This window comes from Paracoccus benzoatiresistens (assembly GCF_026913015.1).
Lineage (GTDB): Bacteria > Pseudomonadota > Alphaproteobacteria > Rhodobacterales > Rhodobacteraceae > Paracoccus > Paracoccus benzoatiresistens.
Genome location: NZ_JAPTYD010000035.1, coordinates 1 through 24,959, shown reverse-complemented (window position 1 = coordinate 24,959; position 24,959 = coordinate 1). Strand labels below are relative to the sequence as shown.

The window sequence follows — 24,959 nt, the reverse complement described above, 5'->3', positions numbered from 1 at the left end:
TTATATTTGGCGAGAAAATCCGGATTGAATTGGGAATCATGGCAGAAGATCGGGACGGCAGTCGGTCAGACCGCCGTGCCGGTATTTCCTGCTGAGATAGTTTGCATCGTCGAAAAGTGGCGAGACCGGGGAAAGGCCGCGCCGGTCATGAATGCGTCAGGCGCGCCAACCCGCGGCTTCATAGGCGTTCTCCATCAGGCGCAATGTCTCGATATTGTCGAGGCGGTCGGTTGGAAACGGCGCGCCGGTTCGCAAGCCTGTCACGAAGGATCGGATCAGGCCCGAAAAGCACGCCTGGTAGTTTGCCGCCAGATCGTGCTTCGTGCGTGCCGTGGGATCGCTGACCAGCCAGATCTCGTCGCGGTCAAGGATCAGCGTGTCGCGCGACCCCACCACTTCCAACCGGTCGGTCGGCAGCGGCGGATAGCCCATGGCCGAGATGTTGCCGTCCAGGACGACCGTGGCCCCGCCGTCCCGCTGACGCATGACGATGATGCCTGCATCCTCGCCCTCCAGGGCCGGATTGGTGCGCGACACGACGGCCGACAGGACGTCCATCTCTCCGACCATGGCGCGCAGGGCGTCCATCTGATGGATCAGCATCTCGAAGATCAGCAGACGCGGAAAATGCGCAAGATAGGGCTGGCGCCCCAGCAGGAAGGGCACCTCGCCTTCGGGCGCCACCATGGATGCGGAACGCATGGCAAGGCGCACGTGCTGAAGATCGCCGATACGGCCCGCCGCGATCCAGTCGCGCACCTCGGCATAATGCGGGCGGAAACGGTAGTTCTCGTGGACGCAGAAGCGTATCCGGTCGCCCACCTCGGCGATCAGCGCCTCGGCTTCGGCCACGGTTGGCGTCATCGGCTTCTGGCAGACGACATGGACGCCGTGATCGGCGGCCAGTCGGACCAGCGGCGCATGCTGGCCCACCGGGGCGATCACGTCCAGAACGTCCAGATCGGCCCGAGCCAGCATCTCGGCAGTGTCGGAATGGACCGATCCGACGCTAAAGCGATTCGCCAATGCCTGCGCCTTGGCCCGGTCGGGATCCGAGATGGCCACGATCTCGACCCTTTCGGCCTGCTGCCAGCCGACCAGGTGGAACGGGCTGATGGCACCGGCGCCGGCGATGCCCACGCGCAGCACGGGTTTGGTCACGGGATCAAGCATTGGTCTTCCTTGTTGCTTAGTGGGCTGTCGAGCGGCGGCGCATGCCGCCGGCCAGGCGGAACAGCAGCGGGCCGAACAGGCCGGCCAGGGTCAGGATCGCCAGCACGGCGGCGGCCGGGCGATCGAAGAAGGGCGTGATCGAGCCGCCGGACTTGATCAGCGACGTGACGAAGTTCTCCTCGACCATCGGGCCCATGACGATGCCCAGGACGAAGGCCGCGACGGAATAGCCGTAACGGTCCAGCGCGTAGCCGACGACGCCGAAGCCTGCCGCGATCAGGACCGAGGCCATGCTGTTCGTCACCGCATAGACCCCCACCGCGCAGCACAGCAGCACCGCGGACATGATCGCCCAACGCGGCACCTGCAGGATATAGGTCGTGCCGCGGATCATCATGATGCCCAGCGGGATCATGATGATGTTGGCGATGATGAAGACCCAGTAGATCGCATACATGGATGCCGCGTTCTGCGTGAACAGCGTCGGGCCCGGGTTCAGTCCCTTCATGTACAGAACGCCGATGGCAATGGCGGTGATCGTGTCGCCGGGAATGCCGAACAGCAGCGACGGGATCCAGCCTGCGGCCAGCGAGGCATTGTTGGCGGACCCGGCTTCGACCAGACCCTCGGGGTGGCCGGTGCCGAACTTCTGGGGGGTCTTCGAGAAGCGGGCCGAGATGGCATAGGACACCCATGCAGCCATGTCCGATCCGGCGCCGGGCAGCGCGCCGATCATCACGCCGATGACGTTGCCGCGCATCATCTGCCGCTTGTAGCGCCTGGTCAGCGCCCATTGCCCGGCCAGGATCGATCCGAACTTGCGCCGGGGCATGACCGGGGCAGGGGGCGCACTCATCGCGCGCATCACCTCGGCCACGGCAAAGACGCCCACAAGCGCCGCGATCACGTCGATCCCAGACAGAAGCGCGATCGAGCCGAAGGTGAAGCGTGGCGTCCCGGCGGCATTCTCCATGCCCACGCAGGATACCAGAAGGCCCAGCATCAAGGCGGCCATTGCCTTGGGCTTGGAGCCGCTGGACACCAGCGTGGCGCAGAGCAGGCCAAGGCAGCCCAGCCAGAAATATTCGTACGACGAGAACTGCAGCGCCAGTTCCGCCAGCGCCGGCGCGATCAACATCAGCGCGAAGGTGCCGAAGATCCCGCCAAGGGCCGAAAACCACAGGGCCGCGCCCAGGGCCACCTCGGGTTCGCCGCGCTTGGTGAAGGCATAGGCCTCGCCGGTATAGGCGGCGGATGCGGGCGTGCCGGGAATGCGCAGCAGGGTGCCGGGAATATCGCCCGAGAAGATCGCCATGGCCGAGGCCGAGATGATCGCGGCGACCGCCGCAACGGGTGACAGGTAGAAGGTGATCGGCACCAGAAGCGCGGTTGCCATCGTGGCAGAGAGGCCGGGGATGCAGCCGATCGTCAGCCCGTAAAGGGACGACAGCGCAATGACGACGATGACCTCGACCGAGGCGATCATCTGGAAGGATGCAATCAGGGTATCCATGGGGAATCTTCCTTACCAGGGCAGGGCCAGCAACCCGTCCGGCAGCGGCACGCGCAAAAGGGTGCCGAAGACCGAATGGATCGCGACCGTCATCACGGCCGCGAGTGGTGCCGCGTAGACCAGCCGGCCCCTCAGAAGCAGAGCCGTCGCCAGGATGACGCTGAAGCCCGCGATCAGGAAGCCCAGCGGCTCGACCGCCAGGACATACAGGACCAGGATCACGGGCGGCAGGAGCAGCCGCGCGGCAGTCACAACCGGCGGATGCCGGGGCGGCAGGTCGTCACCGACCGGCTCCTCGTCGGGAACGGCTCCGGCGGACAGCAGGATCAGCACCGCGCAAAGGCACAGCGCCGCGCCGACGACGATCGGAAACACGGCCGGTCCGACGGGCTGTCCCGGTATCCGGGGCAGTTGCATCGATGCCGCCATGCAGGCGATTCCCAACCCCGACAGCGCCAGGCCGCCGATCCGATCCGCGTTCAGCAAGGTCGATCTTCCTTATGCTTCAGGCAACACGGGCAATCCCGGGATCTTCCAGGACTGCCTCACGGGTCTTACTGGGTCGCCATTCCGGCTGCGGTCATCACTTCGCCGAACTGGGTTTCCTTGTCGGCCAGCCATTCGCCAAGGCCGGACGCATCCGCCCACAGCAAGCCGAAGCCGCGCTGCTCCATGAAGTCCTGGTATTCGGCGCTGTCATAGACAACCTTCAGGGCCGCCTCGAGCCGCTGGGCCACATCGTCCGGCGTGCCCGCTGGGGCGACGATGCCGCGCCAGGACGAAGCGACGGTCCAGTCGATGCCCGTCTGGTCGGCAAGGGTGCCGATCTCGGGGTGCTTGGGATCGGGCTGATCGGCCATGACCGCGATCGTCTTGGCGCGTCCTGCCGCCACCATGGCGTCCGCCTCGGGGATCGACGACAGGACCACTTCGACCCCGCCGGATGCCAGTTCCTGCATGGCAGGGGCGGCGCCCTGGCTGGGCACCCAAACCGCGGCGGTTGGCTCCAAGTCGGCGCGCACCAGAAGCCCGGCCATTGCCAGATGCCAGATGCTGCCTTGCCCGGACCCGCTGAAGCGCAATGTCTCGCCGCCCTTGATCGCCTCGATCAGGTCGCGGGCCGAAGCCAGTTCAGAGTCTGCGGAAACGTGAATGCCGGCCGGATCGGTATTGATCAGGGCCAGCGGGCGATAAGCCTCGTAGGTCAGGTTCGTCAGGCCCAGCCGGTGCATCATGTTGATCTCGGCCGTGATCAGGCCGATCGTATAGCCATCGGGCCGTGCGCTGGCGATGGCCTGGTGGCCCACGACGCCGTTGCCGCCGGTGCGGTTGACGACGTTGACCGGCTGTCCCAGTTCCCGCTCGAGCCCGGTGGCGACAATCCGCGCGACGGCGTCGGATCCGCCGCCCGCGCTCCACGGCAGGATCAGCGTGATGGGCCGTTCCGGGTATGCTTGCGCCAGCGCCACCGTGGCGCAGGACATTCCAAGAGCCATGGCGCCAAAAGCGCCCAGAACACCGCGTCTTTTCATGAAACTCTCCCCTCGCCGCACTCCCTGGTGCCGCACTCATGTCTTACAACCACATACAAGTTTTGCATGCAACCAATTTATTTTCTCTTGGTTTGACAAACTGTCGTGGACTTTTTTAAGCAGAAGACATTGCCGCTTGTAAATGGTTGTAAAGCAAACTACCGCTTCGCCAGACGCTGGCACTGCTCGAAAGGCCCCGCATGAAAACTCATGTCTCATTGGACGATCTCGCGGCATCTGTGATCGCTGTTCCCCCGCTGGCAGCAACTGCGCATCTGCAGGCGGATGCGCAGGCCAACGGAGCCTTGATTCGGCATATCGAGGCGGGTGGCGTCTCGACCCTGCTTTACGGCGGGAATGCGAACGTCCAGAACTGGCCTGTTTCGCGCTATGGCGAATGGCTGGATCTTCTGGCGGGTCAAGTGGCCGCTGAGACCTGGCTGATCCCCTCGGTCGGGCCGGACGGCGGGAAGGCCGCGGATCAGGCGGCGCTGCTGGCCGCGCGCAACTATCCTGCGGCGATGTTCCTGCCCTTCACGGGCCCGCGTACGGACCAGGGGTTGGCGCGCGGCATCCGCGACTTTGTGCAGGCATCGGGCACGCAGGCGATCCTCTACATCAAGTCCGATGGCTATCTGGCCATCGACAGCATCGAGGAACTGGTGGCGGATGGCAGCCTGTTCTCGGTCAAGTATGCGATCCCTCGGGCCGATGCCGCCGATGATCCGGTGCTGGACGACCTGATCGCGGCCATTGGCGCCGAGCGGATCGTGTCCGGCTTTGGCGAGCCGCCGGCCTTGCCGCATCTGCGCCACAAGGGTCTTGCGGGCTTTACCGCGGGCTGCGTCTGCATTGCACCGACGATCTCGCAATCCTTCCTGCGCGCATTGAAGGCTGGCAGTTTCGCCGAGGCAGAACAGATCCTGGCAAGCTTTGCCCCGCTGGAGGAACTGCGCGATCGCGGCGATCCGATCCGTGTCCTGCACACCGCCGTCAGCTTGTCGGGCATTGCCGACATGGGCCCGACCCTACCGTTCCTGACACCGGCTGACGAGACCCTGCGTTCCCGGATAGAGGCGGCCGCCCGCGACCTTCTGGCCGCCGAGATGGCAGCACGGAGGGCCTGAGCAATGGCGGATGTCTTCGGCTTCCAGCGCCGCCGTGCCCTGGTCACGGGCGCCAGCTCGGGCATCGGTCATGCGGTGGCCGCGGCGCTTGCCCGGCACGGGGCGGCGGTTGCGATCCACTTCAATCGTGGCGCCGATGCCGCACGGGCCTTGGCAGACCGGATCAACCGGTCGGGCGGCATGGCCGTTGCGCTGCAGGCCGACCTGTCCGACGACACCGCCGCGCCCGCCTTGGTCCGGGACGCGGCCAAGGCACTCGGGGGCATCGACATCCTGGTCAACAACGCCGGAGCGATGGGCGACCGCAGGCGGTTTGCCGAAAAGGGCGGCGACGTGGCGACGCATGTGTTCGATCTCAACTGCCGTTCTCTGGTCAGAGTGACCCACGCGGCCTTGCCTTGGCTGCAAGACTCGTCCGCAGGGGCGGTGGTCAACACAGGCTCGATCGCGGGGCGCAATGGCGGAGGACCCGGCGCGGGCTTCTATGCGGCGGCCAAGGGATACGTCCATACGCTGACGCGCGGGATGGCCCGTGAGTTCGCGCCACTCGGCATTCGCGTCAACGCCGTGGCGCCGGGCGTGATCGCCACCCCGTTCCATGACACCACCCCGCCTGACGTGCTTGCTGCGCTGAGGACCTCCATCCCGATGGGCCGTCTTGGCACCGCGCAGGACTGCGTCGGACCGTTCCTGTTTCTGTGCTCGGAAAACCTGTCGGGCTATGTTACCGGACAGATTGTCGACGTGAACGGCGGGCAATACATGCCGTGAGGGGGCTTGCGATGCGACATGACCGGGTCAGCGGAGAACGCAAGCTGGGCGACATCGTCTATGACGAAGTCTTCGCGCTGATTGCCAACGGCGAATTCGCCGAGAACGCCCGCCTGCCCAGCGAAACCGAGCTTGGCCGTCGCTTCGGCGCCTCGCGCCCGGTCGTCCGCGAGGCCTTGGCCCGGCTGCGCGACGACGGGTTGATCCAGTCCCGGCAGGGATCGGGCAGTTATGTCACGCGCAAGCCCGATGCCAATGTCTTCCGCTTCGTCGAGATCGGCTCGGTCAGCGACATCCAGCGGTGCTACGATTTCCGCATCGGCTTCGAGGCAGGTGCAGCGGGGCTTGCCGCGACAGCCTGGCAGGCCGAGGAAATGGCCGAGTTGGAGGCAGCGGCAGCGGACCTGGAAAAAGGCCTGACTGGCGGCCAGCTGGCCGTCGAGGCGGACGCCCGGTTCCACCGCGCGGTCGCCCGCGCGACACGCAACAGCTATTACATCTCGGTCCAGCAGTCGCTGGACGCCAATATCCGCTTTGGGATGAACCTGTCGCGCAACCTGTCCCTGCTTCGTCCTGCGGCGCGGTCCATGCAGGTTCAGCGCGAGCACGCCCAGATCCTGGATGCCATCCGCAACCGCGATTCCAAGGCCGCGTCCGAGGCGATGGCGCGCCATATCCGGAACGCCCGTCATCGCATGTTCGAAGGCGCGGACAACGATCCGGCCTGACTCGTGTTCGAAAAGGAAAACCCGATGACCTTCACCCCCCATGGCAAGCACCTGATCGCCGGCGAATGGGTCGGGACCGAAGCCCGCTTCCCCAACGAGCCAGCCTTTGGTCCTGTCCACGAGTTCAGCATGGGCACGGTCGAGCTGGTGAACCGCGCCTGTGAGGCTGCCGAGGAGGCGTTCTGGTCCTATGGCCAGGCCCGGCGCGAGACGCGCGCCGCCTTCCTCGACGCCATCGCCGACGAGATCGAGGCGCGCGCCGAGGCCATCACAGAGATCGGCACCCGGGAAACCGGCCTCCCCGAGGCGCGGCTTCAGGGCGAGCGCAACCGGACCGTGGGCCAGTTGCGCCTGTTCGCGGACCATATCTGCAAGGGCGACTTCCTGGACCGCCGCCATGATCCGGCCATGCCCGACCGACAGCCCGCCCCGCGTCCCGAGATCCGCATGGTGCAGCGGCCCATCGGCCCGGTGGCGGTGTTCGGGGCCTCGAACTTCCCGCTGGCCTTCTCGACGGCTGGCGGCGACACCGCCGCCGCCCTGTCGGCCGGGTGTCCTGTGGTGGTCAAGGGCCATTCCGCCCATCCCGGCACCGGCGAGATCGTGGCCGAGGCCATCCATGCGGCAATCGCGAAGACCGGTGTGCATCCCGGCGCCTTCAGCCTGATCCAAGGCGGTCGGCGCGAGGTCGGCACCGCGCTTGTCCAGCACCCGCTGATCAAGGCCGTGGGCTTCACCGGATCGCTGGCCGGGGGACGCGCGCTGTTCGACCTCTGCGCCGCGCGGCCCGAACCGATCCCCTTCTTCGGCGAGCTTGGCTCGGTCAACCCGATGTTCCTGCTGCCCCATGCCACCCACGCGCGGGCCGAGGACCTGGGCCGTGGGTGGGCCGGGTCGCTGACCATGGGCGCGGGCCAGTTCTGCACCAATCCGGGCATCGCGGTCGTGACCGACGGGGCTGACGCCGACCGCTTCTTGGCCGCCGCCAAGGCCGGGCTTGAGGCCGTGGGTCCGCAGACCATGCTGACCGACGGCATCGCCCGCGCCTATCGCAAAGGCAAGGACCGCTTCGAGACCCGCAACTCGGTCACCCCGGTGGTAGCAACCGACAGCCACGACCGCCAGGGCAGCCCGAACCTCTACGAGACCACGGCCGAGGCCTACCTCCAGGACCATGCCCTGGGCGAGGAGGTCTTTGGCCCCTTGGGCCTGGTGGTACGCGTTCGCGACACCGACGAGATGCTGCACCTGGCCCGCGGCTTCGAGGGCCAACTGACCGCGACGATCCACATGGACGACGCGGATCTGGCGGACGCGCAGAAGCTGCGCCCGGTGCTGGAGCGCAAGGCGGGCAGGGTGCTTGTCAACGGCTTCCCGACCGGCGTCGAGGTGGTGGACAGCATGGTCCATGGCGGACCCTATCCCGCCTCCACCAATTTCGGCGCCACTTCCGTCGGCACCCTCTCGATCCGCCGCTTCCTGCGGCCCGTCAGCTACCAGAACTTCCCGCAAGAACTCCTGCCCGAGGATCTGCGCTGACCAGATGATGCCGGGTAAGCCCGCAGAGACAAAGGGCTTTGTTGCACGGATGCTCTGTGGGAATTCATCGGGTGGGTCCAGCGTGCCGGCTGGATGGCACGAGCGGAGCCTCGCCGAGACAGGCAAGGCCAGGAGTCGGCCGGCGTATGACGAGGCGCTCAAGCGCGTCGGCCGCGCCGTCTGGCGAGTATCGAGGGGGGATCACCGAGCAAGCCGTGCAGAAATCAGGATGCACCGCGTCAAGTTGCCGGGTCGGCACCTCGCCGGTTTGTAATCTCTCGCTTAGACGCTGCCTTCATGGCAGGAACTGCTCTTGGCGTTCTGATGCTGGGCGGCGGCTGCCCGTCGACAAACGGGCAGCCCTTGCCAGCCTGACGGTTACTGTTGGAAAAGACCCTGTGCATGTTCCAGATGTTTCTGCAGAACTGGCAGGCTCTTTTCAGCATAAGCCTTCAGTCCCTCGTTGTCGCCGCCTGCGGCATAGCTCTGGTACAACGCGACTGCTGTCTGGTGGGCCGCGACCTGGTTCTGAACATAGGCCTCGTCAAAGGCCTCGCCTTTTCTGCTCTCCAGCGCGGCCATCATTTCGGCATGAACGCCGGCGACCTCGGTCGGCATGGTCAGGTTCTCGGCCTGGACGATCGTCATCAGTTCCTGGTTGTTGGCGGTATGGTCAGTGACCATCTGGGTGGCGAATTCCTGAACACCGGCGGTTTGCGAGCTTTGGAGGGCAAGTTCGCTCGACTGGACCTCGAACAGTCCGCCGCTGGCAGCCTGAGTGACGAAGTCCTGAGCAGTCATGTCCTGCGCCCAAGCGGTACCCATGGTGGCGAGGCCAAATGCTGCAGAAAGGAAAAGCGTCTTCATTGTCATCTCCTCTGGAGTGCTGAAGTCTGTTCACTCAGGCAGGCTGCGGCGGCGGCTTGGAACTTGCACGGCTTCAGTGCCGGCAACATCCACCCGTCGGTCGTCCTCCCCAAGACTTCTGACAACATGGGGGATCGAGGATGGTTCCAGAGAAAGCCTTGGCGGCGAACGGAAGCGTCTGGACGACAAGAACTGTGCATCCAAGATGGGGCGACGTTCGTTGGCTCAAATCGTACCCTGACGGACCTTCGGGAACGGTCACGGAAAAACGGGTAATCCGTGCAACGCGCCGCTGTGTATGCCAGGCAGGTTGCAGGCGCCTGTCGGAATATCCGCAAGAACGCGCCCTGTGCAGATTGTGATCGTTCCCGGGACCGCGTTCACCGGCCACGGCTGCGCCGCCAGGCCTTGGCGAGTTGATCCGACCGCTTGGATCGTCGCTGGCTTGACGCTCGCAAGTGATTACCACTCGCGCCGCCTCCTGCTCGATGTGCCGGGACGATGCCGCGACCGCAGCCCTGTAAGCAACCCTGGTAGCCAAAGGCCGAGATCGTCGGCATGATGGGCAAGGGCGAGCACCACCCGCGGGTGCGGAACCATTGCGTGAACCACAACGGAGGGCACATGAACCGCGACAGCCTGGAAATGAGATCGACCGTCCGTGCAGACGGCACGCTGCGGCTTGAGCTTGCAACGGTGCACCTGCCCGAACCGGGGCCGGGCGAGGTGCTGGTGCAGGTCGAGGCGGCGCCCATAAATCCCTCGGATCTGGGCCTCATGTTCGGACCGGCCGACATGGACAGCCTCCGGGTCGAGGGGCAGGCGCTGACCGCGCGCATTCCCGACCGCGCCATGCCTGCCCTGAAGGCCCGCATCGACCAGCCGCTGCCCATCGGCAACGAAGGGGCGGGCACCGTTGTTGCGGCAGGGCCGGACCGGCAGGACCTGATCGGCAAGCGCGTGGCGATGCTGGGCGGCGCGATGTATGCCAGCTTGCGGCTGATCGCTGTCAAGGATTGCATGGTGCTGCCCGACAGTGCCTCGTCCGAGCAGGGCGCCGCGCTGTTCGTCAATCCCCTGACCGCCCTGGGCTTTGTCGAGACGATGCGGGCCGAGGGACACAAGGCGATCGTTCACGCCCCTGCGGCATCCAACCTGGGCCAGATGCTGGTCCGCATCTGCATGGCCGATGGCATCGGACTGGTGAACATCGTCCGCAGCAAGGAACAGGCGGCAATGCTGCGCGATCTTGGCGCAGTCCATGTCGCGGATAGCAGCACCGACAGCTTCCGCGACGACCTGACAGAGGCCATCGCGGCGACCGGCGCCACCCTGTGCTTCGACGCGATCGGCGGGGGCGAGACGACCAGCATCGTCCTGAATGCGATGGAAGCGGTCGCGATGCGCAGCATGACCAGCTATGACCGCTATGGCTCGGCCGTGATGAAGCAGGGCTACATCTATGGCGCGCTGGATACCGGCCCTTCGATCCTGCGGCGCGGCTTCGGCTTTAGCTGGAGCGTCGGTGGCTGGCTGCTGTTCCATGCGCTGCAGCGCCTTGATCCGGCAACGGTGGACAGGATGCGCCAGCGGGTCCTGGCCGAGATGACGACCACCTTCGCCAGCCACTATACGGCTCGGATCACGCTGGAGCAGGCGCTTCAGCCCGACACGGTCGCCGCCTATGTCCGCAAGTCCACGGGCGCGAAGTTTCTGCTGACGCCGCAAAAGCCATAGCCTCGGAGCCGATGCGGCGTCAGTCCTTTAGCCATCCCCCTCGCGGCTTTGTGGAACCGCCATTTCGCAGGCCTATGTGAATGCGCGCTATACCGGCAGGCGACCTGCCCGACCCGGCAAGGCCTGGAAATCCGCCGCAGGCTGGCGCTGACGTCCGGGCAGGATGTCCCGGGAAGCGTGGGGCGGACCGAGGTGTTGCAGGCCGGGCAGATGGCGACGCCGACCGCCACCAGCACCGAGGTTGCCAGCCGGGTGCCACGAGGGCGGTGCCCAGCCACATGCCGGTTATCGGGACAGCCTCGGTGCGCTTTTTCGCGGTGAAGTTTGTCGTTGATCGGCCCGCCTCTTCCCGGCATGTCTGGCCCGTCATCATGGGGACATTCATGCGGATCCTTCTGGTCGAGGACGAGGCCGATATCGCAGACGCGGTGCTGCGCTTCCTGCGCGCCCGGGGCCATGCCGTCGATCACGCCGCCGACCTGGAAACGGCAGGGGCCGCGCTTGATGTCGCGGACTATGGTGCGATCCTGCTGGACCTGGCGCTGCCCGACGGCTCCGGGCTTCAACTGCTGCGCGACCAGCGCCGCGGTGGCAACAGGGTGCCGGTGCTGATCGCAACAGCGCGTGACCGGATCTTGGATCGGATCGCGGGACTTGACGCAGGGGCCGACGATTACGTCGTCAAGCCCTATGACCTGGCCGAGGTCGAAGCGCGCCTGCGCGCCCATGCCCGCCGCGCCTCGGGCGACCCGTCCCCGGAAAGCCGGGTCGGCGCGCTGACGGTGGACCGCGCGGGCGCGCGGCTGTTCCGCGACGGCGACGAAATCCGCCTCACCTCACGGGAATGGGCGCTGTTTGAGGCGCTGCTTTCCGCGCGCGGGCGGGTGCTGTCGAAACAGGCGCTCGAGGATCGGCTTTATGCCTTCGACGAGGCGATCGAGGGCAACGCGGTCGAAGTCTACGTTTCGCGCCTGCGCACCAAGCTCGGCTCGGATGCGATCGAGACCCGCCGCGGCCTGGGATACCTGATCCCATGAGCCTTCCCGCCGGCCGCTCCTGGTCCCTGCGCGGCAGGCTGGTGCGCCGGGTGGTGCTGGGCGCCAGCCTCAGTTGGCTTGCCGGCGTGGGCCTCGCCGCCCTGGTCATCCGGCACGAAATGTCGGAGCTGATGGACGAGACGCTGGAAGGCTCCGCCCGCTTCTCGCTGGACCTTTATCGCGGGGCAGGGGATGCCGAGGCGCTGGCCCGGTCCGCAGGCACCATCCGCATCGTCGAGGCGGGGACCGAGGTGGCTGACGCCCCCTGGCCGCCGCTGTCCCGGGACGGCGGTCATGACGTGCCCGGCTGGCGGGTCTTCCGCCTGACGGATCCGCAGTCGCAGGTCGTCGTCGAGGTGGGCCAAAGCGACGAATGGCGCCGCGATGAGCTGCTGGAAAGCGTGGCCTGGCTGGTGGCATTGATGCTGCCGGTCCTGCTGGCCGCACTTCTTGCGGTGCGGGGTGCCGTCGCCTCGGCCCTGCGGCCGGCGACGCGGTTTGCCCAGGCACTGCGGGCCCGCTCGGCGCAGGATCTGTCCCCGGTCGAGGCAGGTCACCTGCCGGTCGAGCTGGCGCCGATCCCGCAGGCGCTGAACGGCTATCTGGATGACATCCGGGCACGGATCGAGGCCGAACGGCAGTTCGCCGCCAATGCCGCGCACGAACTGCGCACGCCTGTCGCCGCCGCCTCGGGGCAGGCGCAGCTGATCGCCGCCGGGCTGGCCGACGCCGCAGCGCCGGAACGACTGGCAGGCGCGCTTGGTCGGATGGGCCACCTGATCGACCGGCTGCTGCAACTGTCGCGCGCCGAGGCGAGCGCTGGCGGGTCCGGGCCGTCTGATCTGGTGCGGGTTGCGCGGATGGTGGTTGCCGATCTGGGCACGCCGGTCTTGTTCGACGACGGCGAGATGGAAACCCTGTCGGTTCCCGTCGATCCCGATGCCCTGGCCCTTATCGTGCGCAACCTGCTGCGCAATGCGGCCGACCACGGCACGGGCACGCCGCGCATCGTCCTGTCGCCGGAACCGGCACTGACGGTCAGCAATCCCGTTCTGCCGGAGGCGAGCTTCCGCCACGGGATGTTCGACACGTCAGCCGCATCGCAGGGCGCCGGGCTGGGGCTGGCTATCGTCGCCCGGGTGGCTCAGGCGCAGGGCATCGTCGCGGACTATGCGATGGCCGACGGCGCGGCTTCCGTGACCCTGCGTTTTCCGCCGGGACGCAACGCCCCGGCGGCGGCCTGAGGTCAGGCAGGAGTCAGCGGCGGTCGTTCGCCGCCAGCGGCCGCTTGGTGCCGGTCAGCATCGACCAGACCAGGTTCTCGCGATGGCGCAGGCTTTCGACCATGACGCCGAGGACATGAATCCCGGCCAGCACCAGGATCAGCGTCGCCAAGGCCTCGTGGACGTCCCCCATCGTAGAGGATCCCCAGAAGGCGTCGGTGGTCTGCAGCCAGCCGGTCAGGACGGTGCCGGAGACCGCCAGCAGCAGCGCCACGATCATCGCCCCGCCCGCCGGATTGTGGCCCAGATAGCGCGGCTCGCAGCCTGCGCGCAGCGCCCGCAGATAGGCCACGACAGTGCCCGGTCCGCGCACGAAGTCGCCGAAGCGGGCATGGCGGGGGCCGACAAGACCCCAGACCAGCCGCGCCAGGATCAGGGCCGCGATGACATAGCCCATCCTCTCGTGCCACAGCTTCGGGCCCTCGGCGGTCAGCCAGGTCCCGGCGATCAGCCCGACCAGCGACCAGTGGAACAGCCGCACGAAGCCATCCCAGACCCGGACCCTGTCAGTCATCGGAACCGACGGCCTCGAAGGTGGCGGGGTCGAAGAAGACCTCGACCCTCTGGCCTTTCTCGTCCTTGCCATAGACCTCGTAGCAGCCGTCCTCGGTCTTGACGTTGCTGATGGTCCAGCCCTTGGCGGTCAGGTCGGTCTTCAGCTCCTCGAGCGGGCGCCAGTCGGCTTCGGGCGCGGTGCAGCGGTCTTCGGCCAGCGCGGGCAGGGCGACGGCGATCGTCAGGGCGACGGCGGGGATCAGGGCAAGGCGCATGGTAAGGTCCTTGTTGCGGTGATTGAACATCTCCCTTCAAGCACCCGAACCTTGCGGCAAGCTTACATCAGAACGTCACCGAAGGATGCGACAGCGCCGTCATGATCCCGCGCAGTTCTGCCAGACCTTTCAGACGACCGATGGTGGGATAGCCGGGCTGACCTTTGCGGCCCAGATCGTCGATGATGTCCTGCCCGTGGTCGGGGCGCATCGGGATCTGATGATCGCCGCGGCCCTCAGCCTTGCGGCGGGCTTCCTCGCGCAGAACCTCCGCGATCAACGCCACCATGTCGGTGCCACCCCCCAGATGCTCCGCCTCGTGGAACGATGCGGGCATGCCGGGTTGTTCAAGCGTGACGTTGCGCAGGTGCAGGAAGTGCACCCGGGGGCCAAATTCACGCATGATCGCGGGCAGGTCATTGTCGGGCCGCGCGCCGAGCGAGCCGGAACACAGTGTCATTCCGTTAGCAGGGCTGTCCACCGCGTTCAGGATAGCGCGGTAGTCGGCGGCCGAGGACATGATCCGCGGCAGGCCCAACAGCGGAAAAGGGGGGTCGTCCGGATGGCAGCAGAGCCGCATCCCCAGGCGTTCGGCGGTCGGCGCGACCTCCTCCAGGAAGGCGATGAAGTTGCTGCGCAGGCGGTCCGCGTCGAGGTTGTCGTATTCGGCCAGATGGCGCCGCACGTCCGGGATCGACATGCTTTCGGTCGAGCCCGGCAAGCCCATGGTCACGTTGCGGGCAAGCTCTTGCCTGCGACCATCACTCATCTCGGCGAACCGCTCGGCAGCCTGAGCGGCCAACTCGGGCCCGAAGTCGGCTGCGGCGGCCGGTCGTTCGAGGATGAAGATGTCGAAGGCGGCAAAGTCGACAAGATCGAACCGCATGCAGGTGCCGCCATGGGGCACGCGATATGCAAGATCGGTCCGCGTCCAGTCCAGGACAGGCATGAAGTTATAGCAGATCGTCTCCAGCCCCTTGTCGGCGAGATTTTCGAGGCTGCTCTTGTAGTTGGCGATATGGGTGCGCCAGTCTCCCTTCTGCTTCTTGATGTCTTCGGAAACGGGCAGGCTCTCGACCACCTCCCACGCCAGATGGGGGGCAAGTTCCGCCTGGCGTTTCGCGATCTCTGCTCCGGTCCAGACGGCGCCGGTGGGGATGTGGTGCAGCGCACTGACGACCCCCTCGACCCCTGCCTGCCGCATGTCATCAACCGATGTCAGATCATGCGGTCCGAACCATCTCCATGTCTGGCGCATATGCTTTCTCCTCTTGCCTGACACCAGGCGTAATACAAAGTTGACTAGTATGTAAGTATGTTAGAAAAGGGTGAGGAGGGGAAACAGGATGAATGGCAACTTCGACCTTGATGCGGGTTCGGCCATCGTGCCGCAGCTTTGCCAGCTGTTGCGGGACCGGATCGTCCGTACCGATCTGCTGCCCGGCGAAGTGATCTCCGCGTCCGAAATCGCCAAGGCCTATGGTGTTTCCCGCCAGCCGGTACGCGAGGCCTTCATCAAGCTGGCCGAGGCGGGACTGGTCCAGATCAGCCCGCAGCGCGGCACGATGATCACCCGCATCGCCGAAAGCGCGGTCATGGAAGCCCGGTTTGTCCGAGAGGCGATCGAGGCCGACGTCGTGCGCCTGGTGGCCGAACATTGCGACGCCGCCATGGCCCGAGAGCTGCAGAACCAGATTTCGGCGCAGCAGCGCCTGCCCGAGGACGATAACGAGGCCTTCGTGCGGCTGGACGAGCTGTTCCATCGCACGCTCGCCGAGATGGCAGGCAAACCCTATGCCTGGCGCGTCGTCGAGGATGTGAAGGCCCAGATGGACCGCGTGCGCTATCTGAGCGTGCGGAAGGACCATATCCGCGTGCTGATCGAGCAGCACGCCCGCATTGCAGACACGATCATGCAGAACGACGTCGCCGGCGCCGAGGCGGCGATCCGGGCGCATCTGCGAGAAATTCTCAAGACCATGCCGGAAATAGCGAAAGCACGTCCGGACCTGTTTGTTCCGGCTCGGCAATCCCGCGCCGGCTGATCTGCCAAAGGAGGAGATGGCATGATTTCTATGGGCACATTGAAGATGCTGATGGCCGGGGCGGCAATCGCTCTGCCACTGGGCGCCGCAGCGCAGGACATGACGCTTAAGCTCGGCCACCTCGCGAATGAGGCCAATTCGTGGCACAAGGCGTCGATGCTGTTTGCCGAGGAGGTTGCAAAGCGCACCGAGGGACGCATCGCGGTCGAGGTTTACCCCAACGACTCGCTGGGCCGTGAGATCGACCTGATCAACGGCATGCAGCTTGGCACCGTTGAAATGACCATCACCGGCGAAAGCCTGCAAAACTGGGCTCCGATGGCTGCCCTGCTGGCGATCCCCTATGCCCATGCGTCGCTCGAGGAGATGGATGCTGTCGCAAGCGGGGAGATCGGCGACCAGATCGAAGCTCAGATCATCGAGCGTGCACAGGTTCGTCCGATCGCCTATTTCGCACGGGGCCCGCGCAACCTGACGGCCAACAAGGCCATCACCACGCCTGCCGACCTGGCTGGCATAAGGATGCGCGTTCCGAACGTTCCGCTCTTCGTGGATACCTGGAGCGCGCTTGGGGCCCAGCCGACGCCGATGGCATTCTCCGAGGTGTTCACCTCGCTGCAGAACGGCACCATTGCGGCGCAGGAAAACCCGCTCGCGCTGATCCAGTCCGCCTCCTTCAACGAAGTTCAGTCCCACGTCAACCTGACGGAACATGTGCGTGGATGGATCTACCTGACGGTGGCCGAACAGGTCTGGCAGCAGATCCCCGAGCAAGACCAGGCCCACATCCTGGAAGCCGCGGCCGTCGCCCAGCAGTTCGAGCGTGAGCAGTTCCTGAAGGACGAGGACCTGATCCGCGCCGATCTGGAGCAAAAGGGCATGACCTTCCATGAAGTGGATCAGGCTGCATTTGCCGAAGCATCCCAGAAGGCGGTGATCGACGGCGTGGATGAAAGCATCCGCCCGATCGTTCAGGAAATGTTCGCCAACTAATTCCCGCACCGGCGGCTCTCGGGGGCCGCCGACAAAGGACATCATCCGATGCAAACTCTGGCTTTGCTGCAGCGCATGCTTGCGCTTGTCTGCCGATCGGCGGTGGGGCTCTTGTTCTTCGCGCTGATTGCTGTGGTCATGACCCAGATCACCACGCGAACATTCGGCCTTCCTTCCCCCGTATGGACCGAGGAGCTGTCGCGATATCTGCTTCTCTACCTCGTTGCATTCGGGGTCGGGCTGTCCCTGCTCACGGGTGAGTTGGTCAATGTGGACCTCTTGCAGGAAACCGTATCGGAGAAGGCCGCTTGGGTGATGCGCTTCCTTGCCGCTGCCTGCACCGGGGTGCTTGGCGCGATCATGATCTGGCCGGCCTGGAAATTCACGAAGATCGGTGCCTTTCAGCAATCCCCAAGCCTGCGCTGGCCGATGGACATCATCCACGCCTCGGTCCTGGTTCTGTCCGTCTTCCTTTGCCTTTTCGCACTGCTGCGCATGATCGCCATGCTGTCGGGTGTCGATGACGGGCGTCCCCAATATGTCGAGGACATCGAATAATGGAGCTTTTCCTGCTCATTGCCACGTTCTTCGCGACCCTGGCGATCGGCGTCCCGGTGGCAGTCTGCCTTGGCCTTTCGTCGCTGGCCTATATCCTGGCGGCCGGTCTGCCGGTCGTCATCATCCCGCAGCGAATGTACGCGGGAATGGATGTCTTCGTGCTGCTGTGCATTCCGGGCTTCATCCTGGCCGGAAACCTCATGAACTTCGGCGGAATCACCGAGCGCATCATCCGGCTGGCCAATGCCCTTGTCGGCTGGATGCGAGGGGGGCTCGCCATGGCCAACGTCGCGGATTCGATGCTGTTCGGCGGCGTGTCGGGCACCGCGGTGGCCGATGTCGCGGCGACCGGCGGCGTCATGATTCCCGGCATGAAGAAGTCGGGCTATCCTGCTGATTTCGCGGCAGCGATCACGGCGGCTTCCTCGACCGTCGGGCCGATGCTGCCTCCCAGCGTCCCGATGATCATCGTGGGCGCCCTTTCAGGGATCTCGGTCGGGCAACTGTTCCTCGCAGGGGCAGTGCCGGGCGTCCTGATGGGCCTGGGCATGGGCATCGCCTGCTTCGTCATCGCGCGGCGCCGGAATTTCCCGCGGCAGGCCTGGCAGGGTTGGGGGGAATTGCTGGCAGCCTTCCTGGGGGCCTTCTGGGCCCTTGCCATGACAGCGCTGATCATCGGCGGTCTGCTGACGGGCGTCGCCACTCCGACCGAAACCGCCATTGTCGCATGTGTCTATGCCTTCGTCGTCGGCGCATTCGTGTATCGGGAACTGCCGGTTCGTGCCGTGCCGCGCATCGTCATCAACAGTGCTGTCTCGTCGGCGGGCATCCTTGCGCTTGTCGGCTTTGCGAACGTGTTCGGGTCCATCCTGGCATCCGAGCGCATTCCGCAGCTTCTGGTCACCTCGGTCCTGACGATTACCGACAACCCGATCCTGGTGATCTTGCTGATCAACATCCTGCTTTTGATCGTGGGAATGTTCATGGAGACCATTGCGGCACTGATCATTCTCTTCGTGCCGCTCCTGGGTCTGGCAACCAGCGTCGGGATCGACCCGCTGCATTTCGCCACCTTCGCGGTTTTGAACCTGATGATCGGGCTGACGACCCCTCCGGTCGGGGTCTGCCTGTTTGTCGCCTGCAACATCGCGCGGGTGCCGCTGGCCGGGGTGATCCGGGCGGTTGTGCCCTTCCTCATCTCCAATATCATCGTGCTGTTCCTGGTGTCGTATTATCCGCCTTTCGCGACCTGGCTGCCGACCACCCTGATGGGAACCACGCCATGAAGACCCGTATCTGCCGCCTTCATGCAAAGGATGATCTCCGCGTCGAGGAAATCGAGGTCGCGCCTCCCGGGAAGGGCGAGGTTCTCATCGCCATGGGCGCGGGCGGGATCTGCGGATCGGACATGCATTACTGGCTGGATGGCGGCTTCGGCCCCATCCGCGTGCAGGAGCCGATCATCCTGGGACATGAGATCGCGGGCACCGTCCGCGCCTTGGGCGATGGCGTCGAGGGACTGTCCGTTGGTGATCGTGTCGCAGTGAACCCGAGCCGTCCTTGCAACAACTGCATCTATTGCCGCCAAGGGCTTCAGCAGCATTGTTTGACGATGCGCTTCTTCGGCTCCGCGCTGCGGTTCCCACACGAACAGGGCGGATTTCGCGATGCGATGGTCGTGGATGCCGCGCAATGCGTGAGGCTGGAAAACCCTGATGTCACGCTGGCCGAGGCGGCCTGTGCCGAGCCTTTGGCCGTTTGCCTTCACGCGCTGAACCGTGCAGGGGCAACTGCGGTCAACCTTGCGGGCAAGCGCGTGCTGGTGACGGGTGCCGGTCCCATAGGGGCGCTGACCGTCGCTGCGCTGCGTCATGCCGGGGCTGAACAGATCATCATCACGGACCTCGAGGACTATCCCCTGGAGGTGGCCCGTCGCATGGGTGCGACCGACGCCGTGAATATCAGGACCGATGCTGCGCGGCTGGACGACTTCATGGCGGACAAAGGGCATTTCGACCTGACCTTCGAGTGTTCCGCAGCACCCTCGGCGATCAGGACAGCCGTCATGGCGACGCGTCCGCAAGGCACGGTGATCGCGGTCGGCGTTGCAGGCGACACTGCTATTCCGTTGAACCTGATCGTCGGCAAGGAGATCACCTTCGCCGGAACCCATCGTTTCACGCAGGAATATGCCGAGGCTGTGCGACTGATAGACCGTCGCATTATCGATGCAAGGCCGATCATCACATCGACATTTGACCTGGGCGATGCCGAAGCTGCTTTCGGCATCGCAAAGGATCGCCGCAACGCGGTGAAGGTCCAGCTTTCGTTCGCGGGCTAGTCTCCGGCACCTTTTGCGCGATCGGTGCCTGCAGGCAGGACAATGCCTGCAGGTCCAAAGTGCGTTATCAGCCCGCACAACTGCTTTCATGGGCGATGCTTCAGATCATGGTGCAACTGGCCATAAGGTCGTGCCGGTCCGGCCTGTGATCCGGTGGGTTCGGGCCTGTCTCGGCCTCTCACAGGATAAATGGGGCCTGCGCATGGCCCTTCAACGCATCACGGCCGGTCTTGCTAGGCGCAGAAGACGGCCGGCAGCAACAGGCCAGCATCAGCACCGGCGTGGCCATCCGGGCAAAGAGGCATGCGGACAATCCTTTCGATTCATGATCTGATCGGCTTCGCCTGCCACGCCTTCAGACCTCGGAGATCCGCATGTCCGCCTCTCCCCTCGATATGACCCTCCACCCCGAGGTTCATGCCTTTTTTGACGAGGCGACCAATACGATCAGCTACATTGTCAGGGATCCGACGTCGCAAGCCTGCGCCATCATCGACAGCGTGATGGATATCGACTATGCCGCCGGGCGCATCGCCCATGACCACGCGGATGCGCTGATCGGCGCGGTCCGCGGCATGGGCCTGCGGCTGGAATGGATCATCGAGACCCATGTCCATGCCGATCATCTCAGCGCTGCGCCCTATATCCAGCAGCAGCTTGGCGGCAGGATCGGGATTGGTGCCGGGATAAAGGTCGTGCAGGAAACCTTCGGGAAGATCTTCAACGAAGGGACCGAGTTCCAACGCGATGGATCGCAGTTCGACGCGCTGTTCGAGGACGGCGACACCTACATGATCGGCAACATGCAAGCCTTCGCCATGGACACACCCGGCCATACGCCTGCGTGCATGACCCATGTGATGGGCGATGCGGCCTTTGTCGGCGACACGCTGTTCATGCCCGACGGCGGTTCGGCCCGGGCGGATTTCCCGGGAGGCGACGCCGGAGCGCTGTATGATTCGATCCAGAAGGTGCTGGCGCTGCCGGACGGAATGCGGCTGTTCATGTGCCACGATTACGGCCCAAACGGACGGGAAATCCGCTGGGAAACGACCGTGGCCGAAGAAAGGGCCTACAACATTCATGTCGGCGGCGGCAGGACGCGCGAGGAGTTCGTCAAGCTCCGGAACGATCGGGATGCGACGCTGGACATGCCCCGGCTGATCATTCCGTCGCTGCAGGTGAACATGCGCGGGGGCCAACTGCCCCCAGCCGACGCCAGCGGCAAGCGTTATCTGAAGGTGCCGATCAACGGTCTTTGAGGAAGGGCCGCGCATCCGCAAAAGGCATGTGCTGTCATTGCGGAACTGCCGGTGTGTCACAGTGCCGGGGACCGGAACGGATGGTGGGCTTCCAGCCGCCGGCCGCCTCCAGCCCCACCGAACAGGGCGCCGCGGTTGTCCCGGCAGCGTCAAACAGGAAATCCCGATGCGCACGAAGCTTGCCCGCTTTCTTCCGGTTCTTGACTGGGGCCGGCGCTACGACCGGAGGGCGCTGGCCAACGACCTTGTGGCCGCGGTGATCGTGACGATCATGCTGATCCCGCAGTCGCTGGCCTATGCGATGCTGGCCGGCCTGCCACCGGAGGCCGGGATCTATGCCTCGATTGCGCCCCTCCTCCTCTATGCGATCTTCGGCACATCGCGAACGCTGGCCGTGGGACCCGTGGCGGTGGTGTCGCTGATGACGGCGACCGCCGTCGGGCAGGTCGCGCAACAGGGCACGGCGGGATACGCGGCGGCGGCGCTGACGCTGGCGGCGCTGTCGGGGCTGTTCCTGCTGGCGCTTGGCGTCTTTCGCCTGGGCTTTCTGGCCAACTTCCTCAGCCATCCGGTCATCGCGGGCTTCATCACCGCATCCGGCATCCTGATCGCGACAAGCCAGGTGAAGCATATCCTGGGGATCGAGGCGGGTGGCCATACCCTGATCGAGATGATCCCCGCCATCCTGGCCCATCTGGGGCAGACGAACCCGATCACCCTGACGATCGGCGTTCTTTCCACGGCCTTCCTCTTCTGGGTTCGACGCGGGCTGAAGCCGATTCTCCGGCGGATGGGGGCCGGACCACTGCTGGCCGACATCGGGGCCAAGTCCGGCCCCGTCGCGGCGGTCGTGGTCACGACCCTGTCCGTCTGGGCCTTCGGCCTGGCCGATCGCGGCGTGGCCATCGTCGGGGCGGTCCCCCAGGGGCTGCCACCTCTGACAATGCCAGCCCTTATGCCCGATCTGATCCGCCAGCTGGCTGCCCCCGCCATCCTGATCTCGATCATCGGCTTTGTCGAATCCATCTCGATCGCGCAGACCCTGGCCGCAAAGCGCCGCCAGCGCATTGATCCTGACCAGGAACTGATCGGTCTGGGGATGGCCAACCTCGGCGCCGCCTTCACCGGCGGCTATCCCGTCACCGGCGGCTTTGCCCGCTCGGTCGTGAACTTCGACGCGGGGGCCGCGACCCCGGCCGCCGGTGTCCTGACCGCCGTGGGACTGGCCATTGCTGCACTGCTGCTGACCCCGTTGATCCATTACCTGCCCACCGCAACCTTGGCCGCAACCATCATCGTGGCGGTCCTCAGCCTAGTCGATTTTGCGATCCTGGCTCGGACATTCCGCTATTCGCGCGCCGATTTTGCCGCTGTCGTCACCACGATCGTGCTGACCCTGGCCTGGGGCGTCGAGGCCGGCATCGCTTCGGGCGTGATCCTGTCGGTGGGCCTGCATCTCTACAAGACCTCAAGGCCCCATGTCGCCGAGGTCGGGCTGGTGCCTGGGACCAATCATTTCCGCAACGTGCTGCGGCACGACGTGATAACCGACCCTGCGGTGCTGACCCTGCGCGTCGATGAAAGCCTCTATTTCGTCAATGCCCGCTTTCTCGAGGATCTGATCCAGGATCTTGTGGCAAGGCGGCGCGCGGTCCGGCATGTGGTGCTGATGTGCTCGGCCATGAACGAGATCGACTATTCCGCGCTTGAAAGCCTCGAGGCGATCAACCACCGCCTGAAAGAGACCGGCATCGGCCTGCACCTGTCCGAGGTCAAGGGTCCGGTCATGGACCGCCTGAAGAAGACACATTTCCTGGACCACCTGAACGGCCGCGTCTTCCTGTCGCAATACGATGCCTGGACAAACCTGACAAAGCCAGCCGCGGCATTGGCTGCCTGCGGATCGGGGCTATGAGGCAGGCCGGATGCTGCCGGTCACAAGCTGACAAGCAGCCCCTTTGCGGACAGCTTCAAGGAACCGGAGCGGTGCGTTGACTCGATAAAAGTCAACCAACCGGCCACCGTCCGTGCAGCCGGCAAGTGTTTTCTTGTATAGCGGAATTATTGCCGCTATATGGGAAATCACCAACGCGCCGATTTGAGCATCAGCTTGCGGGCGCGAAACAAGTGCAGCTAAAGCGAAGAGGCCGACCGGTCGTCTTCCAGAACGCCTGGCAAGAATGCTTTTGCCAGAAGGAGAGGCCAATGAAGGACGTGGCAACCCAAGCCCCAATCACCGCCGTCACGGTGCCCATCAAGGAAGTTGCCCAGCACAGGCGGGACTTTCCAGGTTCGCAGATCAGTTTTCATCTGGAACTCGATTGTCCCGGCCTCGCAAGCCTTGCCGCGCTGTGTCAGATCCTGGAGGCCGCCGGGCTGCGGATGGTGACGCTGAAGGCAGGCGCCAATGGAAATGTCTACTGCGTCCTCAGGGACGACGGCCAAGCCGACCTGTCCTGCCTGGCGCAGGAGTTGGGCAGATCGGCAACGCTGAACCGGTGGACAACCCAGATCGGTTGCTGACGGGCGGCCGGGCTGTCCATCGGACAAAGGAACGTCCAACCACCGACCAACCGTGATAACCGACTACGATTCCGTAATAACGGACAAGTATCTTTTATATTGACGAAAGGCGCCATTGCGACGACGATACACGCTCCAGGTTGAGAGGCACCCATGTCGCGCGTCGACTTTCTGCATCATATCGGTGAAACCCTTGCGAGTCTCGAGGAAGCCGGTCTGCGCAAGCGCGAACGGCTGATCACCTCGCCGCAGTCGGCTCATGTTTCGGTGGATGGGCGGCCGCTGCTCAACCTGTGCGCCAACAATTATCTGGGGCTTGCCGACGACACGGAACTGATCGCGGCGGCGCATCAGGCCCTGGAGCAATACGGCTTCGGAATGGCCTCGGTCCGCTTCATCTGCGGAACCCAGGACATCCATCGCAAGCTGGAGGCGCGGATCGCCCGGTTTCTGGGAACCGACGATTCGATCCTCTTCGCGTCGTGCTTCGATGCCAATGGCGGCCTGTTCGAGCCGCTGCTGGGCCCCGAGGACGCGGTCGTGTCGGACGCGCTGAACCACGCATCGATCATCGACGGAATTCGCCTCTGCAAGGCCCGGCGGTACCGCTATGCCAATTCCGACATGGCCGATTTCGAGGCGCAGCTGCAGGCCGCGCGGGCTGACGGGGCGCGGCATGTGCTGATCGTCACCGACGGCGTCTTCTCGATGGACGGCTATCTGGCCAGGCTGCCCGAGATCACGGCCCTTGCGGAACGGTACGGCGCGCTGACGATGGTCGACGATTGCCACGCGACCGGCTTCATGGGGCCGCAAGGGCGCGGCACGCCGGCCCATCACGGCGTGTCGGTCGATATCCTGACCGGGACGTTGGGCAAGGCCCTGGGCGGGGCGCTTGGCGGCTATGTCGCGGGTCCGCAGCCGGTGATCGATCTTCTGCGGCAGCGGGCGCGGCCCTATCTGTTTTCCAACGCCCTGCCGCCGTCGGTGGTCGCCGCAAGCCTTGTCGCGCTGGATGTCGTCGAACGCGCGGACGACCTGCGCGAGCGACTGTTCGACAACGCGCACTACTGGCGGGCGGGTTTGGCCGATGCGGGCTTTGCCCTGCTGCCGGGCGAACATCCGATCGTTCCCGTCATGGTCGGCGATGCGAAGGTGGC

General features: G+C 65.1%; 24 protein-coding genes. 16 read left to right on the top strand and 8 right to left on the bottom strand.

Annotation, left to right across the window (positions count from 1 at the left end; genetic code table 11):
* Positions 1-156: 156 nt before the first annotated feature.
* The 4 genes from OU682_RS17245 to OU682_RS17230 all read right to left on the bottom strand — a co-directional run bounded on the left by OU682_RS17245 (position 157) and on the right by OU682_RS17230 (position 4,218).
* Positions 157-1,173, bottom strand: coding sequence for a Gfo/Idh/MocA family protein (locus tag OU682_RS17245; protein ID WP_268943427.1), 1,017 nt, complete (start codon positions 1,171-1,173; stop codon positions 157-159).
* 16 nt (positions 1,174-1,189) lie between these two features.
* Positions 1,190-2,686 (bottom strand): tripartite tricarboxylate transporter permease, encoded by a 1,497-nt coding sequence (locus tag OU682_RS17240; protein WP_268943426.1) that lies wholly within the window; start codon positions 2,684-2,686, stop codon positions 1,190-1,192.
* Positions 2,687-2,698: 12 nt separating this feature from the next.
* Positions 2,699-3,172, bottom strand: a complete 474-nt coding sequence (locus tag OU682_RS17235) for a tripartite tricarboxylate transporter TctB family protein (protein ID WP_268943425.1) — start codon at positions 3,170-3,172, stop codon at positions 2,699-2,701.
* Positions 3,173-3,240: 68 nt separating this feature from the next.
* Positions 3,241-4,218, bottom strand: a complete 978-nt coding sequence (locus OU682_RS17230) for a Bug family tripartite tricarboxylate transporter substrate binding protein (RefSeq protein ID WP_268943424.1) — start codon at positions 4,216-4,218, stop codon at positions 3,241-3,243.
* 200 nt (positions 4,219-4,418) lie between these two features.
* Between OU682_RS17230 and OU682_RS17225 the strand changes: the two genes are divergently transcribed.
* Genes OU682_RS17225 through OU682_RS17210 form a run of 4 tightly spaced genes read left to right on the top strand, consistent with a single transcriptional unit; the run spans position 4,419 to position 8,383 of the window.
* Positions 4,419-5,345 (top strand): beta/alpha barrel domain-containing protein, encoded by a 927-nt coding sequence (locus OU682_RS17225; protein WP_268943423.1) that lies wholly within the window; start codon positions 4,419-4,421, stop codon positions 5,343-5,345.
* 3 nt (positions 5,346-5,348) lie between these two features.
* On the top strand, positions 5,349-6,116 hold the full coding sequence (locus OU682_RS17220; RefSeq protein WP_268943422.1) for an SDR family NAD(P)-dependent oxidoreductase: 768 nt from the start codon (positions 5,349-5,351) through the stop codon (positions 6,114-6,116).
* An 11-nt stretch (positions 6,117-6,127) separates the two neighbouring features.
* Complete coding sequence (locus tag OU682_RS17215) at positions 6,128-6,844, top strand: FadR/GntR family transcriptional regulator (protein WP_268943421.1); 717 nt, start codon at positions 6,128-6,130, stop codon at positions 6,842-6,844.
* A 24-nt stretch (positions 6,845-6,868) separates the two neighbouring features.
* Entirely contained in the window at positions 6,869-8,383 is a 1,515-nt protein-coding gene (locus tag OU682_RS17210) for an aldehyde dehydrogenase (NADP(+)) (protein WP_268943419.1), read from the top strand.
* A 378-nt stretch (positions 8,384-8,761) separates the two neighbouring features.
* Here OU682_RS17210 and OU682_RS17200 read toward each other — a convergent pair whose 3' ends face one another.
* A complete protein-coding gene (locus tag OU682_RS17200; protein WP_268943418.1) occupies positions 8,762-9,250 on the bottom strand; it encodes a DUF4142 domain-containing protein in 489 nt (162 codons plus the stop codon).
* A 624-nt stretch (positions 9,251-9,874) separates the two neighbouring features.
* Here OU682_RS17200 and OU682_RS17195 point away from each other — a divergent pair.
* The 3 genes from OU682_RS17195 (at position 9,875) to OU682_RS17185 (ending at position 13,268) form a co-directional block, all read left to right on the top strand.
* Complete coding sequence (locus OU682_RS17195) at positions 9,875-10,987, top strand: zinc-binding dehydrogenase (protein ID WP_268943417.1); 1,113 nt, start codon at positions 9,875-9,877, stop codon at positions 10,985-10,987.
* Between the two features lie 383 nt (positions 10,988-11,370).
* Complete coding sequence (locus OU682_RS17190; RefSeq protein WP_268943416.1) at positions 11,371-12,024, top strand: response regulator transcription factor; 654 nt, start codon at positions 11,371-11,373, stop codon at positions 12,022-12,024.
* Positions 12,021-13,268: a histidine kinase dimerization/phospho-acceptor domain-containing protein gene (locus OU682_RS17185; RefSeq protein WP_268943415.1), complete on the top strand. Its 1,248-nt coding sequence runs from the start codon at positions 12,021-12,023 to the stop codon at positions 13,266-13,268. Before OU682_RS17190 ends, OU682_RS17185 begins: the two co-directional genes overlap by 4 nt.
* Positions 13,269-13,281: 13 nt before the next feature.
* On the opposite strand, the gene OU682_RS17180 is transcribed toward OU682_RS17185, so the two are convergent.
* The 3 genes from OU682_RS17180 to uxuA form a co-directional block, all read right to left on the bottom strand.
* Positions 13,282-13,821 (bottom strand): cytochrome b/b6 domain-containing protein, encoded by a 540-nt coding sequence (locus OU682_RS17180; RefSeq protein ID WP_268943414.1) that lies wholly within the window; start codon positions 13,819-13,821, stop codon positions 13,282-13,284.
* Positions 13,814-14,077, bottom strand: coding sequence for a PepSY domain-containing protein (locus OU682_RS17175; RefSeq protein WP_268943413.1), 264 nt, complete (start codon positions 14,075-14,077; stop codon positions 13,814-13,816). The genes OU682_RS17180 and OU682_RS17175 overlap by 8 nt, the downstream gene beginning before the upstream one ends.
* Before the next feature lie 67 nt (positions 14,078-14,144).
* Positions 14,145-15,335 (bottom strand): mannonate dehydratase, encoded by a 1,191-nt coding sequence (uxuA, locus tag OU682_RS17170; protein WP_268943412.1) that lies wholly within the window; start codon positions 15,333-15,335, stop codon positions 14,145-14,147.
* An 88-nt stretch (positions 15,336-15,423) separates the two neighbouring features.
* On the opposite strand from uxuA, the gene OU682_RS17165 reads away from it, so the two are divergent.
* The 9 genes from OU682_RS17165 to OU682_RS17125 form a co-directional block, all read left to right on the top strand.
* Positions 15,424-16,122 carry a GntR family transcriptional regulator gene (locus tag OU682_RS17165; RefSeq protein ID WP_268943411.1) on the top strand — a complete coding sequence of 233 codons (699 nt, stop codon included), beginning with the start codon at positions 15,424-15,426 and terminating at the stop codon, positions 16,120-16,122.
* 30 nt (positions 16,123-16,152) lie between these two features.
* Positions 16,153-17,115, top strand: coding sequence for a TRAP transporter substrate-binding protein (locus OU682_RS17160; RefSeq protein WP_268943444.1), 963 nt, complete (start codon positions 16,153-16,155; stop codon positions 17,113-17,115).
* A 102-nt stretch (positions 17,116-17,217) separates the two neighbouring features.
* The gene (locus OU682_RS17155) at positions 17,218-17,673 is read left to right on the top strand and encodes a TRAP transporter small permease (RefSeq protein ID WP_268943442.1); all 456 of its coding nucleotides are present in this window, start codon (positions 17,218-17,220) and stop codon (positions 17,671-17,673) included.
* Positions 17,673-18,959, top strand: a complete 1,287-nt coding sequence (locus OU682_RS17150) for a TRAP transporter large permease (protein ID WP_268943410.1) — start codon at positions 17,673-17,675, stop codon at positions 18,957-18,959. The genes OU682_RS17155 and OU682_RS17150 overlap by 1 nt, the downstream gene beginning before the upstream one ends.
* A complete protein-coding gene (locus OU682_RS17145; RefSeq protein ID WP_268943409.1) occupies positions 18,956-20,014 on the top strand; it encodes an L-idonate 5-dehydrogenase in 1,059 nt (352 codons plus the stop codon). The genes OU682_RS17150 and OU682_RS17145 overlap by 4 nt, the downstream gene beginning before the upstream one ends.
* Positions 20,015-20,388: 374 nt before the next feature.
* Positions 20,389-21,276 carry an MBL fold metallo-hydrolase gene (locus OU682_RS17140; RefSeq protein ID WP_268943408.1) on the top strand — a complete coding sequence of 296 codons (888 nt, stop codon included), beginning with the start codon at positions 20,389-20,391 and terminating at the stop codon, positions 21,274-21,276.
* Positions 21,277-21,442: 166 nt separating this feature from the next.
* Positions 21,443-23,191, top strand: a complete 1,749-nt coding sequence (locus OU682_RS17135; protein WP_268943407.1) for a SulP family inorganic anion transporter — start codon at positions 21,443-21,445, stop codon at positions 23,189-23,191.
* 290 nt (positions 23,192-23,481) lie between these two features.
* Complete coding sequence (locus tag OU682_RS17130) at positions 23,482-23,799, top strand: hypothetical protein (protein ID WP_268943406.1); 318 nt, start codon at positions 23,482-23,484, stop codon at positions 23,797-23,799.
* A 153-nt stretch (positions 23,800-23,952) separates the two neighbouring features.
* Positions 23,953-24,959 (top strand): glycine C-acetyltransferase (locus OU682_RS17125; RefSeq protein ID WP_268943405.1); only part of this gene is annotated, 1,007 nt, incomplete at its 3' end.

Bases quoted from the DNA above. Each gene is read 5' to 3' on its own strand.
- OU682_RS17245 (WP_268943427.1), bottom strand. From the start codon at position 1,173: ATGCTTGATCCCGTGACCAAACCCGTGCTGCGCGTGGGCATCGCCGGC.
- OU682_RS17240 (WP_268943426.1), bottom strand. From the start codon at position 2,686: ATGGATACCCTGATTGCATCCTTCCAGATGATCGCCTCGGTCGAGGTC.
- OU682_RS17230 (WP_268943424.1), bottom strand. From the start codon at position 4,218: ATGAAAAGACGCGGTGTTCTGGGCGCTTTTGGCGCCATGGCTCTTGGA.
- OU682_RS17225 (WP_268943423.1), top strand. From the start codon at position 4,419: ATGAAAACTCATGTCTCATTGGACGATCTCGCGGCATCTGTGATCGCT.
- OU682_RS17220 (WP_268943422.1), top strand. From the start codon at position 5,349: ATGGCGGATGTCTTCGGCTTCCAGCGCCGCCGTGCCCTGGTCACGGGC.
- OU682_RS17215 (WP_268943421.1), top strand. From the start codon at position 6,128: ATGCGACATGACCGGGTCAGCGGAGAACGCAAGCTGGGCGACATCGTC.
- OU682_RS17210 (WP_268943419.1), top strand. From the start codon at position 6,869: ATGACCTTCACCCCCCATGGCAAGCACCTGATCGCCGGCGAATGGGTC.
- OU682_RS17200 (WP_268943418.1), bottom strand. From the start codon at position 9,250: ATGAAGACGCTTTTCCTTTCTGCAGCATTTGGCCTCGCCACCATGGGT.
- OU682_RS17195 (WP_268943417.1), top strand. From the start codon at position 9,875: ATGAACCGCGACAGCCTGGAAATGAGATCGACCGTCCGTGCAGACGGC.
- OU682_RS17190 (WP_268943416.1), top strand. From the start codon at position 11,371: ATGCGGATCCTTCTGGTCGAGGACGAGGCCGATATCGCAGACGCGGTG.
- OU682_RS17185 (WP_268943415.1), top strand. From the start codon at position 12,021: ATGAGCCTTCCCGCCGGCCGCTCCTGGTCCCTGCGCGGCAGGCTGGTG.
- OU682_RS17180 (WP_268943414.1), bottom strand. From the start codon at position 13,821: ATGACTGACAGGGTCCGGGTCTGGGATGGCTTCGTGCGGCTGTTCCAC.
- OU682_RS17175 (WP_268943413.1), bottom strand. From the start codon at position 14,077: ATGCGCCTTGCCCTGATCCCCGCCGTCGCCCTGACGATCGCCGTCGCC.
- uxuA (WP_268943412.1), bottom strand. From the start codon at position 15,335: ATGCGCCAGACATGGAGATGGTTCGGACCGCATGATCTGACATCGGTT.
- OU682_RS17165 (WP_268943411.1), top strand. From the start codon at position 15,424: ATGAATGGCAACTTCGACCTTGATGCGGGTTCGGCCATCGTGCCGCAG.
- OU682_RS17160 (WP_268943444.1), top strand. From the start codon at position 16,153: ATGGGCACATTGAAGATGCTGATGGCCGGGGCGGCAATCGCTCTGCCA.
- OU682_RS17150 (WP_268943410.1), top strand. From the start codon at position 17,673: ATGGAGCTTTTCCTGCTCATTGCCACGTTCTTCGCGACCCTGGCGATC.
- OU682_RS17145 (WP_268943409.1), top strand. From the start codon at position 18,956: ATGAAGACCCGTATCTGCCGCCTTCATGCAAAGGATGATCTCCGCGTC.
- OU682_RS17140 (WP_268943408.1), top strand. From the start codon at position 20,389: ATGTCCGCCTCTCCCCTCGATATGACCCTCCACCCCGAGGTTCATGCC.
- OU682_RS17135 (WP_268943407.1), top strand. From the start codon at position 21,443: ATGCGCACGAAGCTTGCCCGCTTTCTTCCGGTTCTTGACTGGGGCCGG.
- OU682_RS17130 (WP_268943406.1), top strand. From the start codon at position 23,482: ATGAAGGACGTGGCAACCCAAGCCCCAATCACCGCCGTCACGGTGCCC.